Here is a 15,687-nt window from a genome sequence, read left to right on the forward strand (position 1 = left end):
CGGCCGACCCTGATCGGGGGCTCATGCCGGAGCTGTCGAGGCCTCGACCGGGGAGAGATCCCCGGCCGCTCGGCGTCTGCGCGACTGTAGCCTGTGGTGTCGTCATCGACCGCCACGTCGCTGCCGGATCTGAAACGCGGCTTCCTGTTCTGCCCCTTCGGGCACAGGTGGCGTGCAGCGGAGAGCGTGGAATGACCATGAGCGGTGAGACGACGGAGCGTGGGCTCGTTCTCGGCCTCGGCTGCCGGCCGGGTGCATCCGTCGCCGACGTCCTCGATCTCGCTTGCGCCGTGCTGGCAGATGCCGGCTACCCCAAGCTGCCGCTTCACGCCATCGCCTCGCTCGATGCCCGCGCCACCGAGCCCGCCATCCTCGCTCTTGCCGATCATTTCGCCGTTCCGCTCCTGACATTCGACGCCGTCCGACTGGAGACGGAGACGCCGCGCATCGCGACGCCATCGCCGGACGTCTTTCGCCTGACCGGATGCCATAGCGTCGCGGAGGCATCGGCCCTTGCCGCTGCCGGGATTGGCGGACGGCTGGTGGTGGAAAAGCGTACCTCCCGCCAAGCGACCGCTGCCGTGGTGGAAGCCGAGTCGAAACAGGTGCTTGCCGCGATGTCTTCGACCGGTCTGGTCAGATCCTCTCAGATCGAATCATCTTTGCCGGCCCTGGAGTTGGCGGGATGAGTGATTTTCCCTTCGAAGGCCTGCCGCTGATGGCGCCGGGCGCGGTCTGGCTCGTCGGGGCTGGCCCGGGCGATCCTGGCCTGCTGACGCTGCATGCGGTCAACGCCCTGCGACAGGCGGATGTCATCGTGCATGACGCGCTGGTGGATGCCGCCTGCCTGTCTCTCGCGCGGCCCGGCGCCGTGCTGGAGTTCGCCGGCAAGCGCGGCGGCAAGCCCTCGCCGAAGCAGCGCGATATCTCTCTGCGCCTCGTCGCGCTCGCCCGGGAGGGCAAGCGGGTGCTGCGGCTGAAGGGCGGCGATCCCTTCGTCTTCGGTCGTGGCGGGGAAGAGGCGCTGGTGCTGGTCGAGCACGGCATTCCCTTCCGGGTCGTGCCCGGCATCACCGCGGGTATCGGCGGTCTCGCCTATGCGGGCATTCCGGTCACCCACCGCGACATCACCCATGTCGTCACCTTCCTCACCGGCCATGATTCCTCGGGCCTCGTGCCGGATCGCGTCGATTGGGCGAGCGTCGCCAAGGGCTCACCCGTCATCGTCATGTATATGGCCATGAAACATATCAGCGAGATCACCGCGAACCTCCTGGCCGCCGGCCGCGCGCCGGACGAGCCGCTGGCCTTCGTCAGCAACGCCGCAACGTCCCGCCAGTCGGTTCTCGAAACGACGCTGGGGCAGGCTGCGGCCGATGCTGCCTCCGCCGGCGTCTCGCCACCGGCCATCGTCGTCCTCGGAGAGGTCGTGCGGCTGCGCGCCGTTCTCGATTGGCTCGGCTCCGAGCAGGCCGATGCGGCTCTGGCGAGGGAACGCACGGCATGAGCGGCATCCTGATCGCCGCCCCATCTTCCGGCTCCGGCAAGACCACCATCACGCTAGGTCTTTTGCGTGCCCTCAGCCGGTGCGGCGTCGCGGTATCTCCCGGCAAGGCGGGCCCGGATTATATCGATCCCGCCTTCCACACCGCGGCCTGCGGCATCGCCTGCGTCAACTACGATCCCTGGGCCATGCGCCCCGCTCTGCTCGATGCGCAGGCATCCCGCGCGCGGGACGATGGCCGCCTTCTGGTGATCGAGGCCATGATGGGCCTCTTCGATGCGGCGATGGATGGCACCGGCGCGCCGGCCGATCTTGCGGCGTCTCTGGGTCTGCCGGTCGTGCTGGTGGTCGATTGTGGACGCATGGCGCAGTCGGTGGCGGCCCTGGTGTCCGGCTACGCCCGCTTCCGCGCCGACGTGCAACTTGCCGGCGTCATCCTCAACAAGGTCGGCAGTCCGAAGCACGAGGCCATGCTGCGCGGCGCGCTTGATGCCATCGATATGCCTGTGCTCGGCGTCATCGGCCGCGATCCGGGCCTCGCTCTACCCGAGCGCCATCTCGGCCTCGTGCAGGCCGGCGAGCAGGGCGGTCTCGATCTGTTCATCGACCACGCCGCCGATGCCGTCGAGGCGGGGTGCGATCTCGACGCGCTGGTGGCGCTCGGACGCCGCGCCCGTCCCGTGCAGCCTGCAACGGACCACGTCGTCGCCATGGACCCGCTCGGGTCGCGAATCGCGATCGCGCGCGACGTCGCGTTTGCCTTCGCCTATCAGCACCTGCTGGCCGGATGGCACACAGCGGGCGCGAGCCTCTCCTTCTTTTCACCGCTGGCGAACGAGGTGCCGGCAGACGATGCCGATGCCGTCTATCTCCCCGGCGGCTATCCGGAACTGTATGCGGGCACGTTGTCGGCCGCCGAAACCTTCCGCGCCGGCATGCGGGCTGCGGCTCTGCGCGATGCCCGTGTCTTCGGCGAGTGCGGCGGCTACATGACGCTCGGCGAGGGGCTTGTCGATGCGTCGGGCACGCGCTACCCGATGCTCGGCCTTCTGCCGCTGACCACCAGCTTTGCTGAACGACGCCGGCATCTCGGTTATCGCCGCATCCGGCCGCTGGATGAAACGGGATTCTTCAAGCCGATGATGGCGCATGAGTTTCACTATGCGACGATCGTCTCGGAAGGGGATGCCGCGCCTCTGTTCGCGGTTGAGGATGCCGTAGGCACCTCGCTCGGCACCGCCGGCCTTCGCGCCGGAACGGTTGCCGGCTCCTTCATGCACCTGATCGACCGCGCGCCCGAACACACCGCGGCGGAGCCGGCATGACAGCGCCGATCCAGCATGGCGGCGGTCTATCCCGCGCGATCGGCCGTTATGGTGGCGTGGCTTTGGATTGGCTCGACCTCTCTACCGGCATCAATCCCTGCCCACCGCCGCTGCCGGATATTCCCGCATCCGCCTGGCACCGTTTGCCGGATGCGGATCTCGTGCACCGGACCGAAATGGCAGCAGGCGTCTTTTACGGCACGGGCAAGCATCGGCCGCTGGCCGTCCCAGGCACGCAGTCCGTCATCCAGCAATTGCCGGCGCTCGCCGCGCCCGGCCGCCCGGCCGCCATTCTCGGGCCAACCTATGGCGAGTATCATCGGGTCCTGTCGCTGTCGGGTCTCCCCGTCGATTTGATCTCGGATATCAGCGAGCTTCGGCCCGATCACGGTCTCGCCATCGTCGTCAATCCGAACAACCCGACGGGACGCCTTCTGCCGCGAGACGCGCTGCTCGATATCGCCGACCGCATGGCCGAGCAGGGCGGACGGCTGATCGTGGACGAAGCTTTCGGCGACGGGGTCTCGGGAAACAGCGTCGCGGCCGAGGCGTTCGCGCATCCCGGTCTTATCGTCTTCCGCTCCTTCGGCAAGGTCTTCGGCCATGCCGGCATCCGCCTCGGCTTCGTCATGGCCGTGCCCGCCGTGCTGGAGGCGCTGGCCGCAGCACTCGGCCCCTGGGCCGTCTCCGGACCGGCGTTGTCGGTCGCCGAACAGCTTCTGCAGGGTGACATCGAAAGCCTTCGGTCACGAATCGCCGAGCGGAAGGCCGGGCTGGACGAGGTCCTGTCACAAGCTGGCCTCCGCACGATCGGTGGCACGCATCTGTTCTCGCTTATCGAGGTCACCGATGGCGCTGCCTTGCAGCATGCCCTCTGCGAGCAGCATATCCTCACCCGCAGCTTCGATTACGCACCCGGCTGGGTGCGAATCGGCCTGACGCCCGATCCGGCATCCGACCTCCGTCTTCTCGACGTCCTTGGCAAGGTTGCTGCCTGATGCGCCTTCTCATTCTCGCGGCCGGCCTTGCAATCGATCGTGTCGTCGGCGATCCCGATTGGCTGTGGCGCCGCCTGCCGCATCCCGTCGTGCTGTTCGGCACGGCGATCGCCGCCTGCGAACGCCGGATGAACCAGTCGCATCTCAGCGACGAGCAGCTTCGCAGATGCGGCGTGGTGGCGATATCAGGGCTGCTTCTCCTGTCCGCTGCGATCGGCCTTCTCATCCACGTTGCACTGTCCTCGCTCGGTCTTGCCGGCGCCGCGATCGAGGCCCTGATCGTCGCGATCTTCCTCGCGCAGAAGAGCCTGTCCGATCACGTCCTGCGGGTTGCCGCCGGCCTGCAGGAGGGCGGGCTTGCGGGCGGGCGGCGGGCGGTTTCGATGATCGTCGGGCGCGATCCCGAGAGCCTCGACGAAGCCGGCGTCTGCCGGGCCGCCATCGAGAGCCTTGCCGAGAACTTCTCGGACGGAGTCGTGGCGCCCCTCTTCTGGTATGCGATCTGCGGTCTCCCCGGACTGCTCGCGTACAAAATGCTGAACACCGCCGATTCGATGATCGGTCACAAGACCGAGCGCTATCTCCACTTCGGCCGGGCGTCGGCACGATTGGACGATCTCGCCAATCTCCCGGCCGCGCGGCTGTCGATGCTGTTGATATCGGGCGGAGCGTACTGGCGGCTTGGCCAGCGGTCTGGGCGCGATGCGCTGTCCGTCGCCCTGCGCGATCAGGGGCTTCACCGGTCGCCCAATTCCGGCTGGCCGGAGGCGGCGATGGCAGGCGCGCTCCATCTTCAGCTCGCCGGCCCCCGCCTTTACGCCGGTGGCCGGGTCGAGGAGCCGATGATGAACGCTGCCGGACGGCCGGTCGCCACGGCAGACGACATTTTGCGCGGCGTCAGGGTCTACCACGCCGCCTGCACGCTGGCGCTGGCTGTCGTGGTCTCCGCAGCCGTATTTCAGAACCTATTTTAACGCTCTGTTTCCACTGCTGTTTAAGTCTTTCTGCGTCCTCCTCCGGCAGTATCGTCCGCAGTGGGGACATCGTACCGTTGCGGTACGCTAAGGGGGATCGGATGCGTCGTTTTTTTCTCGCCGCTGTGGCGGTATCGTGCATGACTATGGCAACCGCTGTCATGCCGGACACGGCAAGTGCGGCGACGCTCGTCGCCCGCATCAGTCTTGCCAGCCAGACGATGACGGTGACCGAAAACGGGATCGTCCTGCATCAATGGCAGGTTTCCACGGCGCGCCGGGGCTATGTCACGCCGCAGGGCAGCTGGAGCGCGAAATGGCTCTCCCGCGATCACCGCTCGCGGAAATACAACGACGCGCCCATGCCCTTCGCCGTCTTCTTCAACGGCGGCTATGCCGTCCACGCCACCTTTGATCTGAAGCGCTTGGGCCGGCCGGCGTCGCATGGCTGCGTACGGCTGCATCCGCGGAACGCGGCGGCGTTTTTCTCGCTGGCGAGCCAGGCCGGATTGAGGAACACGCGCATCGTCATCGCCGACTGAAGATCGCCCCCGGAGGTCGCCCATGCTGCAACGCGGTCCTTTCGGCAACAGGGCCGCGCAAAAATCCCGGCACGGCCGGAAGGCCATTGGCTTTTCCTGCGCAGTTACCCTATAGCTTCGGCAAAACTTGCCACTCAAAGAGGTCCGCGCGTGACAGCCACATTCGACAAGGTCGCCGATATCATTGCAGAAACCAGCGAGATCGATCGCGAGACGATTACGCCGGAAAGCCACACGATCGACGATCTGGGCATCGACAGCCTCGATTTCCTCGACATCGTGTTTGCGATCGACAAGGAATTCGGCATCAAGATTCCGCTGGAAAAGTGGACGCAGGACGTCAACGAAGGCAAGGCGACGACCGAGGAATACTTCGTTCTGAAGAACCTCTGTGCCAAGATCGACGAACTGCGCGCTGCCAAGGCCTGATCGGCCTTTCCACCTGCACCCGTTCCGCGATGCCGCCTGACGCCGCTCTTGCGCGCTTGACAGGCGGCATCGCCGTTTCTACCTGACGGCCTCGAACGCAATGTCCGGGTGCCGCCGTCACCGGTCCTCGATACCTGTTGCGGGTCTCCCGTCATGGGTTTGAAACTGGTCAGCGGATGATGTCTTATGCTGCTTGAATATTTCCAGATGATCGACCGTGTCGAGGCCGTCGACATGACGGCAAAGACGTTGCGCGCCCGCTCCGTCGTGCCGGCCCGGAGCCCGGTCTTCGAGGGGCATTTCCCGGGCTATCCGCTCGTCCCCGGCGTCCTCCTCATCGAGACGATGGCGCAGGCCTCCGGCTTTCTCGTGCTGGCCGTGACCGATTTCGCCGCGATGCCGTTTTTGATGACCGTGGATGGCGCCAAGATGCGTTCCTTCGTGGAGCCGGAAGCCGTGCTCGACATCGAGGTCGTGCTGGAGCATGACGGCTCGGGCTTTGCGGTCACGAAGGCGAAGATCTCGTCCGCGGGAAAGCGGATTGCCGATGCCCAGCTGAAATTGAGGACCGTCCCGTTCGACCAGCTGCCGCTTGGACCCCTCGTCCGCAAGCGGGCGGAAGAGGTCGGGCTCATGGCGGCGCTGGCCGCCCAGCTGTCCCCAGAATCGTCCAAGGAGTGACCGCATGAAGGCCGCCAACGATGTCGTGATCACCGGGGTGGGGATCGTCACCAGCCAGGGCGTGGGTGTCGCGCCGCATGTCGCCATGCTCACGGCGGACGAGGCGCCTGCGGTTGTGGTGGAGACGGAGCGCTTTGCGCCCTATCCCGTCCACCCGCTGCCGGCCATCGACTGGTCGGCCCAGATCGCCAAGCGCGGCGACCAGCGGCAGATGGAGAACTGGCAGCGCCTCGGCGTGTTCAGCGCGGGCCTCGCGCTCGACGATGCCGGGCTGAAGGACGACACGGACGCCTGCGGCACGATGGACATGATCGTTGCGGCCGGCGGCGGCGAGCGCGACATTGCGGTCGATAGCCTGATCGTGGACGAGGGCTTGAAGCGCAACGACCGCGAACATCTGCTGAATGAAAAGCTGACCACGGAATTGCGCCCGACGCTGTTCCTCGCACAGCTCTCCAACCTGATGGCCGGCAACATTTCCATCGTCCACAAGGTCACGGGATCCTCGCGCACCTTCATGGGCGAAGAGGCCGCCGGCATTTCCGCGGTCGAAACGGCTTTCGCCCGCATCAAAGCGGGCCAGTCCAGCCATACGCTGGTCGGCGGCGCGCTGTCGGCCGAGCGGCTCGATATCATCCTGCTCGTGGAAGCGCTTCAGGCGCACGCGACCGGTCCATGGCGTCCATTGTGGTCGCGCGCGGACGGTGAGGGCGGCGGCATCATCCTCGGTTCGGTCGGCGCTTTCCTGGTGCTCGAATCGCGCGAACATGCCGAAAGCCGCGGCGCGCGCATCTATGCGACCATCGATGCCGTCGGCGGCGACCGCGGCAAGCGCGAAGGCGGCGGGCTGGAACGCCGGCTGGATCAGTTGAGCGAGACCGCACCGGGCGAGGATACCGTCGTGTTCTCCGGCGCCAGCGGCCTTGCCGATCTCGCCACGCAGGAACGGACATGGCTGGAGACGCGGTTCCCGAATGCGCCGGTGCGCGGCTATAGCGGCGCCGTCGGGCATGGGATCGAGGCGCAGTTTCCGCTGGGTCTCGCGCTGGCCGCGCTTGCGCTCGATGCCGGGGCCGTCGTACCGCCGTTCGATCCCTCCGAACCGTTGATGACGCGCGCCCCGAAGCACGCCATCGTCACGACGCTCGGCCACGGCAGAGGCGAGGGGATCGCCGTACTCACAGCCCATGCCAAAGCGGGTGCAGAGGAGCTTTCGTCATGACCAATGCCTATAAGGACCATCTGGGTCGCCCGCTGATCGCCGTTACCGGTATGGGCGTCATCACGTCGCTCGGCCAGGGTCTTCAGGACAACTGGGCCGCGCTGACCGGCGGTGTGTCCGGCATCCACAAGATCACCCGCTTCCCGACCGATGGACTGTCGACGCGGATCTGCGGAACGGTCGATTTCATCGATGTTCCCAACGAAAACTCCGTCGAGCGGTCCTACGCCATGGCGCGGGAGACCACGCTGGAAGCGCTGGCGCAAGCCGGCATTTCCGGCGATTTCGACGGACCGCTGTTTCTCGCCGCGCCGCCGATCGAGCCGGAATGGAGCGCACGCTTTGCGCTCGCCGACCGCTCGCCGCCGTCGGAAAAGCCGGCCGATGCCTATAATCGGTTCCTCGCTGCCATGCGCGAAAAGGCCGATCCGGTGTTCTACGAGGCCGCCCTGTTTGGCGCGATCTCCGAGCGTCTGTCCGACCGGTTCGGAACGCGCGGGCTTCCGGTGACCTTGTCCACCGCCTGCGCCTCGGGTGCCACCGCGATCCAGCTCGGTGTCGAGGCCATCCGCCAGGGTCGCACGACCCGCGCGCTGACCGTCGCCACCGACGGCTCGGTGAGCGCGGAAGCGTTGATCCGCTTCTCGCTGCTCTCGGCCCTCTCCACCCAGAACGACCCGCCGGAAAAGGCTTCAAAGCCCTTCACGCGCGATCGTGATGGTTTCGTCATCGCCGAGGGTGCCGCCACGCTGGTGCTCGAATCGCTCGAAGCCGCGGTCGCGCGCGGCGCAAAGGTGCTTGGCATTCTCAAGGGCTGCGGCGAAAAGGCCGATCTCTTCCACCGCACGCGCTCCTCGCCGGATGGCGGGCCTGCCATCGCCTCGATTCGCGCCGCACTTGCCGATGCAGGCATTGCCGAGAGCGATGTCGGCTATGTCAACGCGCACGGCACCTCGACGCCTGAGAACGACAAGATGGAATATGGCGCGATGTCCGCCGTCTTCGGCGAAGGGCTTGCCCGCATCCCGGTCTCCTCGAACAAGTCGATGATTGGCCACACGCTGACCGCGGCCGGCGCCGTCGAGGCGGTGTTTTCGTTGCAGACGATTCTCACGGGCACGCTGCCCCCGACCATCAACTACCAGAACCCCGATCCGGCCATTGCCCTGGATGTGGTGCCGAACGTCAAGCGCGATGCGCAGGTGACAGCCGTGCTCTCCAACTCCTTCGGCTTCGGCGGACAGAATGCCAGCCTGGTCATGACGGCGGAACCGGCCTGAGGCCGGCGGCATTGACGACCTCGCGGAAACGATAAGGAAAAGACCATGCGCGCGCTGCAACTGATCGACGACCGGAAGCTCGAAGTCACCGACCTGCCGGAGCCGGACGCACCCGGTCCGGGCGAAGTGACGCTGCGCGTCAAGGCCGTGGCGCTCAACCATATCGACGTCTGGGGCTGGCGCGGCATGGCGTTCGCCAAGCGCAAGATGCCCCTCGTCATCGGCGCTGAGGCTGCCGGCGTGGTCGAGACCATCGGGCCGGGCGTTGCCAACGTCCTGCCGGGTCAGCTCGTGTCGATCTACGGCGCCCGCACCTGCGGCCTCTGCCGTCCCTGCCGCGAGGGCCGCGACAATCTCTGCGAACATGTGAGCGGCGTTCACGGCTTCCACCTCGATGGCTTTGCGCAGGAGAAGGTCAATCTTCCCGCCCGCCTCCTCGTGCCGGCACCGCCCGGCATCGATGCCGTTGCCGCAGCGCTTGCGCCCGTCACCTTCGGCACGGTGGAGCACATGCTGTTCGACAATGCCAAGCTTGAGCCGGGCGAGACCATCCTCATCCATGCCGGCGGGTCCGGCATCGGCTCGGCGGCGATCCAGCTTGCCAAGAAGATCGGCTGCACCGTCATCACCACCGTCGGCTCCGACGACAAGATCGAGAAGGCCAAGGCCCTCGGCGCCGATCACGTCATCAACTACCGCACCGACCGTTTCGAAGGCGTGGTGCGCAAGCTGACGAAAAAGAAGGGCGTCGATGTCGTGTTCGAGCATGTCGGCAAGGACACCTGGGCCGGCTCCATGCTCTGCATGAAGCGGGGCGGGCGCCTCGTCACCTGCGGCTCCACCTCGGGCGTTTCCGCGGACATGAACCTCATGATGCTCTTCCAGCAGCAGCTGAAGCTCATCGGCTCGTTCGGCTGCCGGATGGAGAACATGGCGAATGCCATGCAGAAGATGGCGCGCGGCCTCGTTCATCCCGTCATCGATACGGAAGTGACCTTCGAAAACATCGATCGCGCGCTGGAGCGCATGGAAGGCCGTCAGGTGTTCGGCAAGATCGTCCTGCGGCTGGATTGATCCGGTGCGCATTCTGATCACGCGGCTCGTTCTCTTCTACAGGCACGCGAGCGACTGGATCGTGGCGCAGCTGGCCTTCCTGCCGCTGATGCTGCTGAAGCTGCTTCCGCCGGACACGGCACTCAATTTCATGGACCGCGTGGCGCGGCTTGCCGGCCCGCGCTTCATGCGGGGCCGTCATCTGTTGACGCTCGCCAACCTGCGCGCCGCCTTCCCGGAGAAGAGCGAGAGCGAGATCGAAGCGATCGCGCTGGAAAGCTGGGGATCCATCGGCCGGCTTGCCGCCGAATACGTCTTTCTCGACCGGTTGTTCGACTATGACCCGACACGCGGCGCGCCGGGCCGGGTGGAGGTGGTCGGCGCGCCGATCTTCCTCGACCTGCGCGACAACCCGCGTCCCTTCATCGTCTTCACCGGCCATACCGGCAGTTTTGAGATGTTGCCGGTTGCAGGATCGGCGTTCGGTCTCGACGTCACCGTGCTCTTCCGCCCGCCGAACAATGCGACCATGGCCAAGAAGGTCTATGATTTCCGCGCCAAGCGCATGGGAACTCTGGTGCCGTCCCACGCCGGATCGTCCTTCACGCTGGCGCGCAAGCTGGACGAAGGGCAGGGGATCGGCGTTCTGGTCGACCAGAAGTTCAAGAAGGGCTTGAGCACCACGTTTTTCGGCCAGCCGGTCAAGACCAATCCGCTGCTCGCCAAGCTCGTGCGTCAGTTCGGCTGCGAGGTTTACCCGGCGCGCTGCATCCGCTTGCCCGGCAATCGATTCCGCCTGGAGATCGAGCCCGCCGTCGCGATTCCCCGCAAGGAGGGCGGCAGCGTCGATGTCGAGGCGACGGCGCAGCTTCTGAACGACACGGTGGAGCGCTGGGTACGGGAATATCCCGGCCAATGGCTGTGGTATCATGATCGCTGGCAGGTGAAGCGCAAGTTGGCCCGCGAGACGAATACGAAAATGTAGACGGAGAAGCCTTCGGTTGGCTTTCTCAGCGTCGGCGTGCCTTATAAAAAAGGCATATGAAATTCGTGATATCGCGAAGGATCGGTTGAACGACGTCGTCGCCTGTGTAGAGTGAAACGGCGCATTTTCAGGCGTTTCGTTAACATGGTGTCATGCGGTCGGAATAGACATTTCCTGTCTGTTTGCGGTGACGCATGGGTGTGGGGATAAAGTCGTGAAGACGCTGATCGATTTGTTCTGGGTGAAATACAGCCAGATCCAGCAGGCAGTGACCGGCGGGGAAACCTCGCTGATCGACGTCCTCGACAGAGAGATCGAACCCCTTTTGAAGGCGATCGAGAGCGAACGTGCAAAGACGGTCGCTGATGCTCGCCTGCAGTTCCAGTTCCTGCTGGATCTCCTGAAGAAGGAGGCCGACGACTGCTCCAATGTCATGCGACACAGCAATGTGCTGTCGGATCTTGCCGAGCGCTATTTCGTCGAGTCGGAAACCGGAAATCTGATGGTGCGGTACCCAGGCATCGCCCCGGAACGGACTGCACTGCTTCCGAAGGTCCGGGCGGATGAGGGGTTGTTGAACGAGGCCATTCTCGACAGTCTGCCGGACCGTGTCTGCGTCGTCACGCCCGATTACCGCTATCTCTATGCGAATGTCCTTCACGCACAGCATGTCCATCAAACCCCGCTGTCCCTGATCGGACGGACGATTCTGGAATTCGCCGGGCTTCAGTTCTTCGAGGACAACCTGAAACCCCGCCTCGATCGCTGCTTTGGCGGCGAGACGGTGGATACGACCTATGCTCGCGAAATCGGTGGCCGGACGATCGTGATCCGGTCCCGCATGACCCCGTGCCGCACATCGACAGGGCAGATCATCGGCGCCATCATCGTCTATCAGGAACTCGCCAACCGTCGTCGCGCCATCGCGGCCTGAGTGAGCGGCCGCCGGCAAATTCAGGCCGTCGCGTCTCCTTCGCCCTCCAGAAGAGCCTTGAGCCGGGTCAGGTCTTTCCGCACCCAAGCGATATCGCGTGCGAAGCTGTCCTCACTCGTATCGGCCTGTTGCAACAGTGTGAACACGACCACGGCTCCCGAGCCGTTCGGTGTCACGCGGAAAGCATTGTAGGTTGTCACGCCTGTTTCCTCGACGACCGTATGGTCCATCACGCCGAGATCGTTCGCAGGCGTGAAGAATATCCTGACGGTTCCGAGTGGCCCGCTCGCAACCCAGTGATCGCCGGCAGGCTGGAGCCCGCTTGCAAGCCCGGATGCCCAGAGCGGCATCGTCTCGGGGCGGCTCGCATAGGCATAGACCGTGCCCGCATCCCGCTCGATGACGACCTCGACGGTTCGGACGTTCATCGTCATTTCGCTCTCTCCTTCTCCTCTTCGAGCATTCTCGGCGGTGCAGGCGCGGACACCTTTGCAGGACGTCCTCGCGCTGCTGCGACATCTGTCGGCATCGGAGAGGAAATGTAGCTTCGAACGTCAACAATGTCTTGTGGTTCACGCTTTCCGGTGCCAAAACTTGCCGCGTTCACCCATTCGGCAACCGGCTGCAACGGTCGGCACTGCGGGTACGACACATCAATGGAACGCCCGCCGATGACCGGCATCCCCGCGTTCCAGGATCTAATGGAGGCATACACGTGGCACAGGCGGAAATCGGCCTAATCGGGCTCGGCGTCATGGGGTCCAACCTCGCGCTCAACATTGCCGAGAAGGGCAACACGATCGCAGTGTTCAACCGCACGGTCGAGCGTACGAGAGAGTTCTACGAGGAGGCAGGCGATCTCAAGGATCGCATCATCCCCTGCGAGACGATCGAAGAGTTCGTTGCGGCGATCAAGCCGCCGCGGCCGATCATCATCATGATCAAGGCCGGCGAAGCGGTCGACCAGCAGATGGAAATCCTGAAGCCGCATCTCGAAGCGCACGACATCATGATCGATGCCGGCAACGCCAATTTCCGCGATACGATGCGCCGTTTCGACACCCTGAAGGATAGCGGCCTGACCTTTATCGGCATGGGCGTCTCCGGTGGCGAAGAAGGTGCACGCCATGGTCCCTCGATCATGGTCGGTGGCCTGGAAGAAAGCTGGACGCGCGTCGAAAAGGTTCTGACCTCGATTGCTGCCCGCTATGAAGGTGACCCTTGCGTGGCGTGGCTCGGCGAGAACGGTGCCGGACACTTCGTCAAGACCATCCATAACGGCATCGAATATGCCGACATGCAGATGATCGCGGAGATCTACGGCATCCTGCGCGACGGTTTGAAGATGAGCGCGACCGAGATCGCCGAGGTTTTCGCGACCTGGAACAAGGGCCGCCTCAATTCCTTCCTGATCGAGATTTCCGAAATCGTGCTCCGCGCTGGTGACCAGCTCGGTTCCGAGCCGCTCGTCGATGTCATCCTCGACAAGGCGGGCCAGAAGGGCACCGGCAAGTGGTCGGTGATCGAGGCGCAGAACATGGGCGTGCCGGCCACCGGCATCGAGGCGGCCGTCGCTGCCCGTAGCCTGTCGTCGATGAAGACCGAGCGTGAGGCTGCCGAGAAGATCCTCGGACTGCCGGATGTGCCGCCGCTGTCGATCGGCGACAAGGCCGCCTTCCTTGCCGATCTCGAAAACGCCCTGCTTGCGGCAAAGATCGGCGCCTATGCGCAGGGCTTCGCCGTTATGGCGGCTGCCTCCCGCGAGTTCGGCTGGAACCTGCCGATGCCGACCATCGCCCGCATCTGGCGTGCCGGTTGCATCATCCGCTCGCAGTTCCTCGACGAGATCACCAAGGCGTTCACCGAATCGCCGGATGCCGCGAACCTCATCGTCACCCCGGCCTTTGCCGCCATGGTCAAGGAAACCGACGGTCCGCTTCGTCGCGTCGTCTCCACCGCCGTTCTGGGCGGTCTCCCGGTCCCGGCACTCGCCTCGGCGCTCGGCTACTTCGACAGCTACCGCCGCGCCCGCGGCACGGCCAACATGATCCAGGCCCAGCGCGACTATTTCGGCGCCCATGGCTATGACCGCACGGACGGCAAGGACTCGCATCACGGCCCGTGGGGCAGCGGCCTCGTCGCCGAACGGTCCTGATCTGCCGAACGATCCTGATCTAAAGGGTCGAACGACCTGACGAAGAAAGGCCGCGCGGCGTATGTCGCGCGGCCTTCTTGCTGTTCTGAGAGAGGCGTCGTCAGCTCTTCGATCTGTCGAGGCCGCTCAGACTCTGAAGCTCTTCCGGCGGTCGGCCGGCGATGCGGGCGAGGACCGCCTTGGCGAGCTCGTGGCCGGCGTGGCGGATATCTTCCTTCATGGTGATGACCTCAGGGCGCAGCCAGCCGAGGAAATCGCTCGGCACCTTTGAGACGACGTCGATGTCGGCGCCGATCTTGCGGCCGGTCGCTTCGATGGCGGCAATCAGGGCGATGGTTCCCGCACCGCTCCCCGAGACGATGCCATCCGGCACCGCTCCGCCGCGCAGCAGGGTTTCGAATGCGGTGCGGATGTCGATCAGCGAATGGTCGATATCGACGGTGTCGAACGGGATCGTCTCGACGCCGAAGTCGCGGACCGCACGGTCGAAGCCGTTGCGCATATGCCTGTGATAGGTGAGGTGGGGCGGCGGCTGCAGCAGCGTCAGGCGACGGCGCCCGCGCTCCACCAGCGCCCGCACGGCGGCATAGGCGAAGCCCTCATTGTCATAGTCGTGATAGGGATGTGCCAGCCCCATATCGGTGCGTCCATGGGTGGCGAAGGGGAAGTTTCGCTCCAGCATCAGCGCCACGCGGGCATCCTTCGGCTCCGTGCGCGAGATGATGACGCCATCGGCGGCACCCGTGTCCAGCACGTAGCGAACCGGGGCGAGGGCGTCCCGCGAGGGGCTGTAGGGTGTGACGACGAGGTGATAGGGCGTGGCCGCCAGCACTTCGGAAATGCCGACGACGATCGGGCTGGTGAGACCCATGATTTCCTCCTCCAGCGACAGGACGAGACTGATGACGTTGGTCTTGCCGGTCCGCAGTCTCACGCCTGCGCGGTTCGGCTGGTAGCCGACCTGGCGCGCGACGAGGCGCACGCGCTCCTTCGTTTCCGCGCCGATATCGGGCGCGTCCTTCAAGGCGCGCGACACGGTGGTAATGCCGAGCCCGGTCATGAAGGCGATCGTTTTCAGCGTCGGGCGGTCGTTGCTGGGGAGGTGGAGTTGAGCGCTGCCGGTCTGCGGGCCGGCCTGCGCCGCCGTTTGTGGCAAACCATCGGTTTTCGTCGTCTCGGCCATCGATGCCTGCCCTTCCATCCGGTCCATGCAACCGGCGTGTCGCCAATCGTTCTAGCCGGTTCGACGCGGCTTGACCAATGTCACCCATTCCGTGCCTACACGAAAAATCTGTAACGATACAGTTGATCGTGACGATCTTTTGTGGCTCTCGGGTCAGGTTGCAATCTTCGGACGATACCAGAGTGACGCCGAAATAATTGCTGCACTGCAAATCGGCATGCCGCGGTTTATCAAGGCAATGATGGCGAAAATGACGCCTATTCAATGAGCTTCTTGCACCTAAATCCATATGCTGCAGCGCATTTCGGTGAGAACACGACCTTGCTGTCATGACAAAAATTCTCCCCCAGGTAGAATTAAAAGACTCTCAGAAAATTTAACGGTTGCTCTGTTGCGTGCTCGGAGCACATCCGCTACGTTTT

General features: G+C 64.7%; 16 protein-coding genes. 14 read left to right on the plus strand and 2 right to left on the minus strand.

What is annotated here, in order from left to right; translation table 11 throughout:
- The first annotated feature begins 191 nt into the window (after nucleotides 1-191).
- The 13 genes from G8E10_RS22500 to G8E10_RS22560 all read left to right on the plus strand — a co-directional run bounded on the left by G8E10_RS22500 (nucleotide 192) and on the right by G8E10_RS22560 (nucleotide 11,927).
- Nucleotides 192-689, plus strand: a complete 498-nt coding sequence (locus G8E10_RS22500; protein WP_167130761.1) for a cobalamin biosynthesis protein — start codon at nucleotides 192-194, stop codon at nucleotides 687-689.
- Nucleotides 686-1,507 carry a uroporphyrinogen-III C-methyltransferase gene (gene cobA, locus G8E10_RS22505; protein ID WP_132710373.1) on the plus strand — a complete coding sequence of 274 codons (822 nt, stop codon included), beginning with the start codon at nucleotides 686-688 and terminating at the stop codon, nucleotides 1,505-1,507. The genes G8E10_RS22500 and cobA overlap by 4 nt, the downstream gene beginning before the upstream one ends.
- Nucleotides 1,504-2,829 carry a cobyrinic acid a,c-diamide synthase CobB gene (locus G8E10_RS22510; protein ID WP_167130762.1) on the plus strand — a complete coding sequence of 442 codons (1,326 nt, stop codon included), beginning with the start codon at nucleotides 1,504-1,506 and terminating at the stop codon, nucleotides 2,827-2,829. Before cobA ends, G8E10_RS22510 begins: the two co-directional genes overlap by 4 nt.
- Complete coding sequence (gene cobD / locus G8E10_RS22515) at nucleotides 2,826-3,827, plus strand: threonine-phosphate decarboxylase CobD (protein ID WP_167130763.1); 1,002 nt, start codon at nucleotides 2,826-2,828, stop codon at nucleotides 3,825-3,827. The genes G8E10_RS22510 and cobD overlap by 4 nt, the downstream gene beginning before the upstream one ends.
- Nucleotides 3,827-4,801: an adenosylcobinamide-phosphate synthase CbiB gene (gene cbiB / locus G8E10_RS22520; protein ID WP_167130764.1), complete on the plus strand. Its 975-nt coding sequence runs from the start codon at nucleotides 3,827-3,829 to the stop codon at nucleotides 4,799-4,801. The genes cobD and cbiB overlap by 1 nt, the downstream gene beginning before the upstream one ends.
- A 101-nt stretch (nucleotides 4,802-4,902) precedes the next feature.
- On the plus strand, nucleotides 4,903-5,343 hold the full coding sequence (locus G8E10_RS22525; RefSeq protein ID WP_110799098.1) for a L,D-transpeptidase: 441 nt from the start codon (nucleotides 4,903-4,905) through the stop codon (nucleotides 5,341-5,343).
- Between the two features lie 150 nt (nucleotides 5,344-5,493).
- Nucleotides 5,494-5,772, plus strand: a complete 279-nt coding sequence (locus tag G8E10_RS22530) for an acyl carrier protein (protein ID WP_110728080.1) — start codon at nucleotides 5,494-5,496, stop codon at nucleotides 5,770-5,772.
- 186 nt (nucleotides 5,773-5,958) lie between these two features.
- The gene (locus G8E10_RS22535) at nucleotides 5,959-6,453 is read left to right on the plus strand and encodes a 3-hydroxyacyl-ACP dehydratase FabZ family protein (RefSeq protein WP_167130765.1); all 495 of its coding nucleotides are present in this window, start codon (nucleotides 5,959-5,961) and stop codon (nucleotides 6,451-6,453) included.
- 4 nt (nucleotides 6,454-6,457) lie between these two features.
- Complete coding sequence (locus G8E10_RS22540; protein WP_167130766.1) at nucleotides 6,458-7,675, plus strand: beta-ketoacyl-ACP synthase; 1,218 nt, start codon at nucleotides 6,458-6,460, stop codon at nucleotides 7,673-7,675.
- Entirely contained in the window at nucleotides 7,672-8,955 is a 1,284-nt protein-coding gene (locus G8E10_RS22545) for a beta-ketoacyl-ACP synthase (RefSeq protein WP_132710384.1), read from the plus strand. The genes G8E10_RS22540 and G8E10_RS22545 overlap by 4 nt, the downstream gene beginning before the upstream one ends.
- Nucleotides 8,956-9,000: 45 nt before the next feature.
- Entirely contained in the window at nucleotides 9,001-10,029 is a 1,029-nt protein-coding gene (locus tag G8E10_RS22550) for a zinc-binding dehydrogenase (RefSeq protein ID WP_110799094.1), read from the plus strand.
- 10 nt (nucleotides 10,030-10,039) lie between these two features.
- The gene (locus G8E10_RS22555) at nucleotides 10,040-10,993 is read left to right on the plus strand and encodes a lipid A biosynthesis lauroyl acyltransferase (RefSeq protein ID WP_132710986.1); all 954 of its coding nucleotides are present in this window, start codon (nucleotides 10,040-10,042) and stop codon (nucleotides 10,991-10,993) included.
- A 214-nt stretch (nucleotides 10,994-11,207) separates the two neighbouring features.
- Nucleotides 11,208-11,927, plus strand: coding sequence for a PAS domain-containing protein (locus G8E10_RS22560; RefSeq protein ID WP_167130767.1), 720 nt, complete (start codon nucleotides 11,208-11,210; stop codon nucleotides 11,925-11,927).
- A gap of 20 nt (nucleotides 11,928-11,947) precedes the next feature.
- Here the strand turns inward: G8E10_RS22560 and G8E10_RS22565 are convergent, their stop codons facing one another.
- On the minus strand, nucleotides 11,948-12,361 hold the full coding sequence (locus tag G8E10_RS22565; RefSeq protein WP_167130768.1) for an SRPBCC family protein: 414 nt from the start codon (nucleotides 12,359-12,361) through the stop codon (nucleotides 11,948-11,950).
- 281 nt (nucleotides 12,362-12,642) lie between these two features.
- On the opposite strand from G8E10_RS22565, the gene gndA reads away from it, so the two are divergent.
- On the plus strand, nucleotides 12,643-14,082 hold the full coding sequence (gndA, locus tag G8E10_RS22570) for an NADP-dependent phosphogluconate dehydrogenase (protein WP_167130769.1): 1,440 nt from the start codon (nucleotides 12,643-12,645) through the stop codon (nucleotides 14,080-14,082).
- A 100-nt stretch (nucleotides 14,083-14,182) separates the two neighbouring features.
- Here the strand turns inward: gndA and G8E10_RS22575 are convergent, their stop codons facing one another.
- Complete coding sequence (locus tag G8E10_RS22575) at nucleotides 14,183-15,265, minus strand: LacI family transcriptional regulator (RefSeq protein ID WP_167130770.1); 1,083 nt, start codon at nucleotides 15,263-15,265, stop codon at nucleotides 14,183-14,185.
- Nucleotides 15,266-15,687: the final 422 nt, after the last annotated feature.

It is taken from the genome of Ferranicluibacter rubi, from assembly GCF_011603255.1.
GTDB classification, from domain to species: Bacteria; Pseudomonadota; Alphaproteobacteria; order Rhizobiales; family Rhizobiaceae; genus Ferranicluibacter; species Ferranicluibacter rubi.

Excerpts from the sequence above, each read along its gene's own strand:
- G8E10_RS22525 (WP_110799098.1), top strand. The coding sequence starts at position 4,903 with ATGCGTCGTTTTTTTCTCGCCGCTGTGGCGGTATCGTGCATGACTATG.
- G8E10_RS22540 (WP_167130766.1), top strand. The coding sequence starts at position 6,458 with ATGAAGGCCGCCAACGATGTCGTGATCACCGGGGTGGGGATCGTCACC.
- G8E10_RS22550 (WP_110799094.1), top strand. The coding sequence starts at position 9,001 with ATGCGCGCGCTGCAACTGATCGACGACCGGAAGCTCGAAGTCACCGAC.
- G8E10_RS22500 (WP_167130761.1), top strand. The coding sequence starts at position 192 with ATGACCATGAGCGGTGAGACGACGGAGCGTGGGCTCGTTCTCGGCCTC.
- G8E10_RS22575 (WP_167130770.1), bottom strand. The coding sequence starts at position 15,265 with ATGGCCGAGACGACGAAAACCGATGGTTTGCCACAAACGGCGGCGCAG.
- G8E10_RS22535 (WP_167130765.1), top strand. The coding sequence starts at position 5,959 with ATGCTGCTTGAATATTTCCAGATGATCGACCGTGTCGAGGCCGTCGAC.
- G8E10_RS22565 (WP_167130768.1), bottom strand. The coding sequence starts at position 12,361 with ATGACGATGAACGTCCGAACCGTCGAGGTCGTCATCGAGCGGGATGCG.
- cobA (WP_132710373.1), top strand. The coding sequence starts at position 686 with ATGAGTGATTTTCCCTTCGAAGGCCTGCCGCTGATGGCGCCGGGCGCG.
- G8E10_RS22545 (WP_132710384.1), top strand. The coding sequence starts at position 7,672 with ATGACCAATGCCTATAAGGACCATCTGGGTCGCCCGCTGATCGCCGTT.
- G8E10_RS22510 (WP_167130762.1), top strand. The coding sequence starts at position 1,504 with ATGAGCGGCATCCTGATCGCCGCCCCATCTTCCGGCTCCGGCAAGACC.
- cbiB (WP_167130764.1), top strand. The coding sequence starts at position 3,827 with ATGCGCCTTCTCATTCTCGCGGCCGGCCTTGCAATCGATCGTGTCGTC.
- cobD (WP_167130763.1), top strand. The coding sequence starts at position 2,826 with ATGACAGCGCCGATCCAGCATGGCGGCGGTCTATCCCGCGCGATCGGC.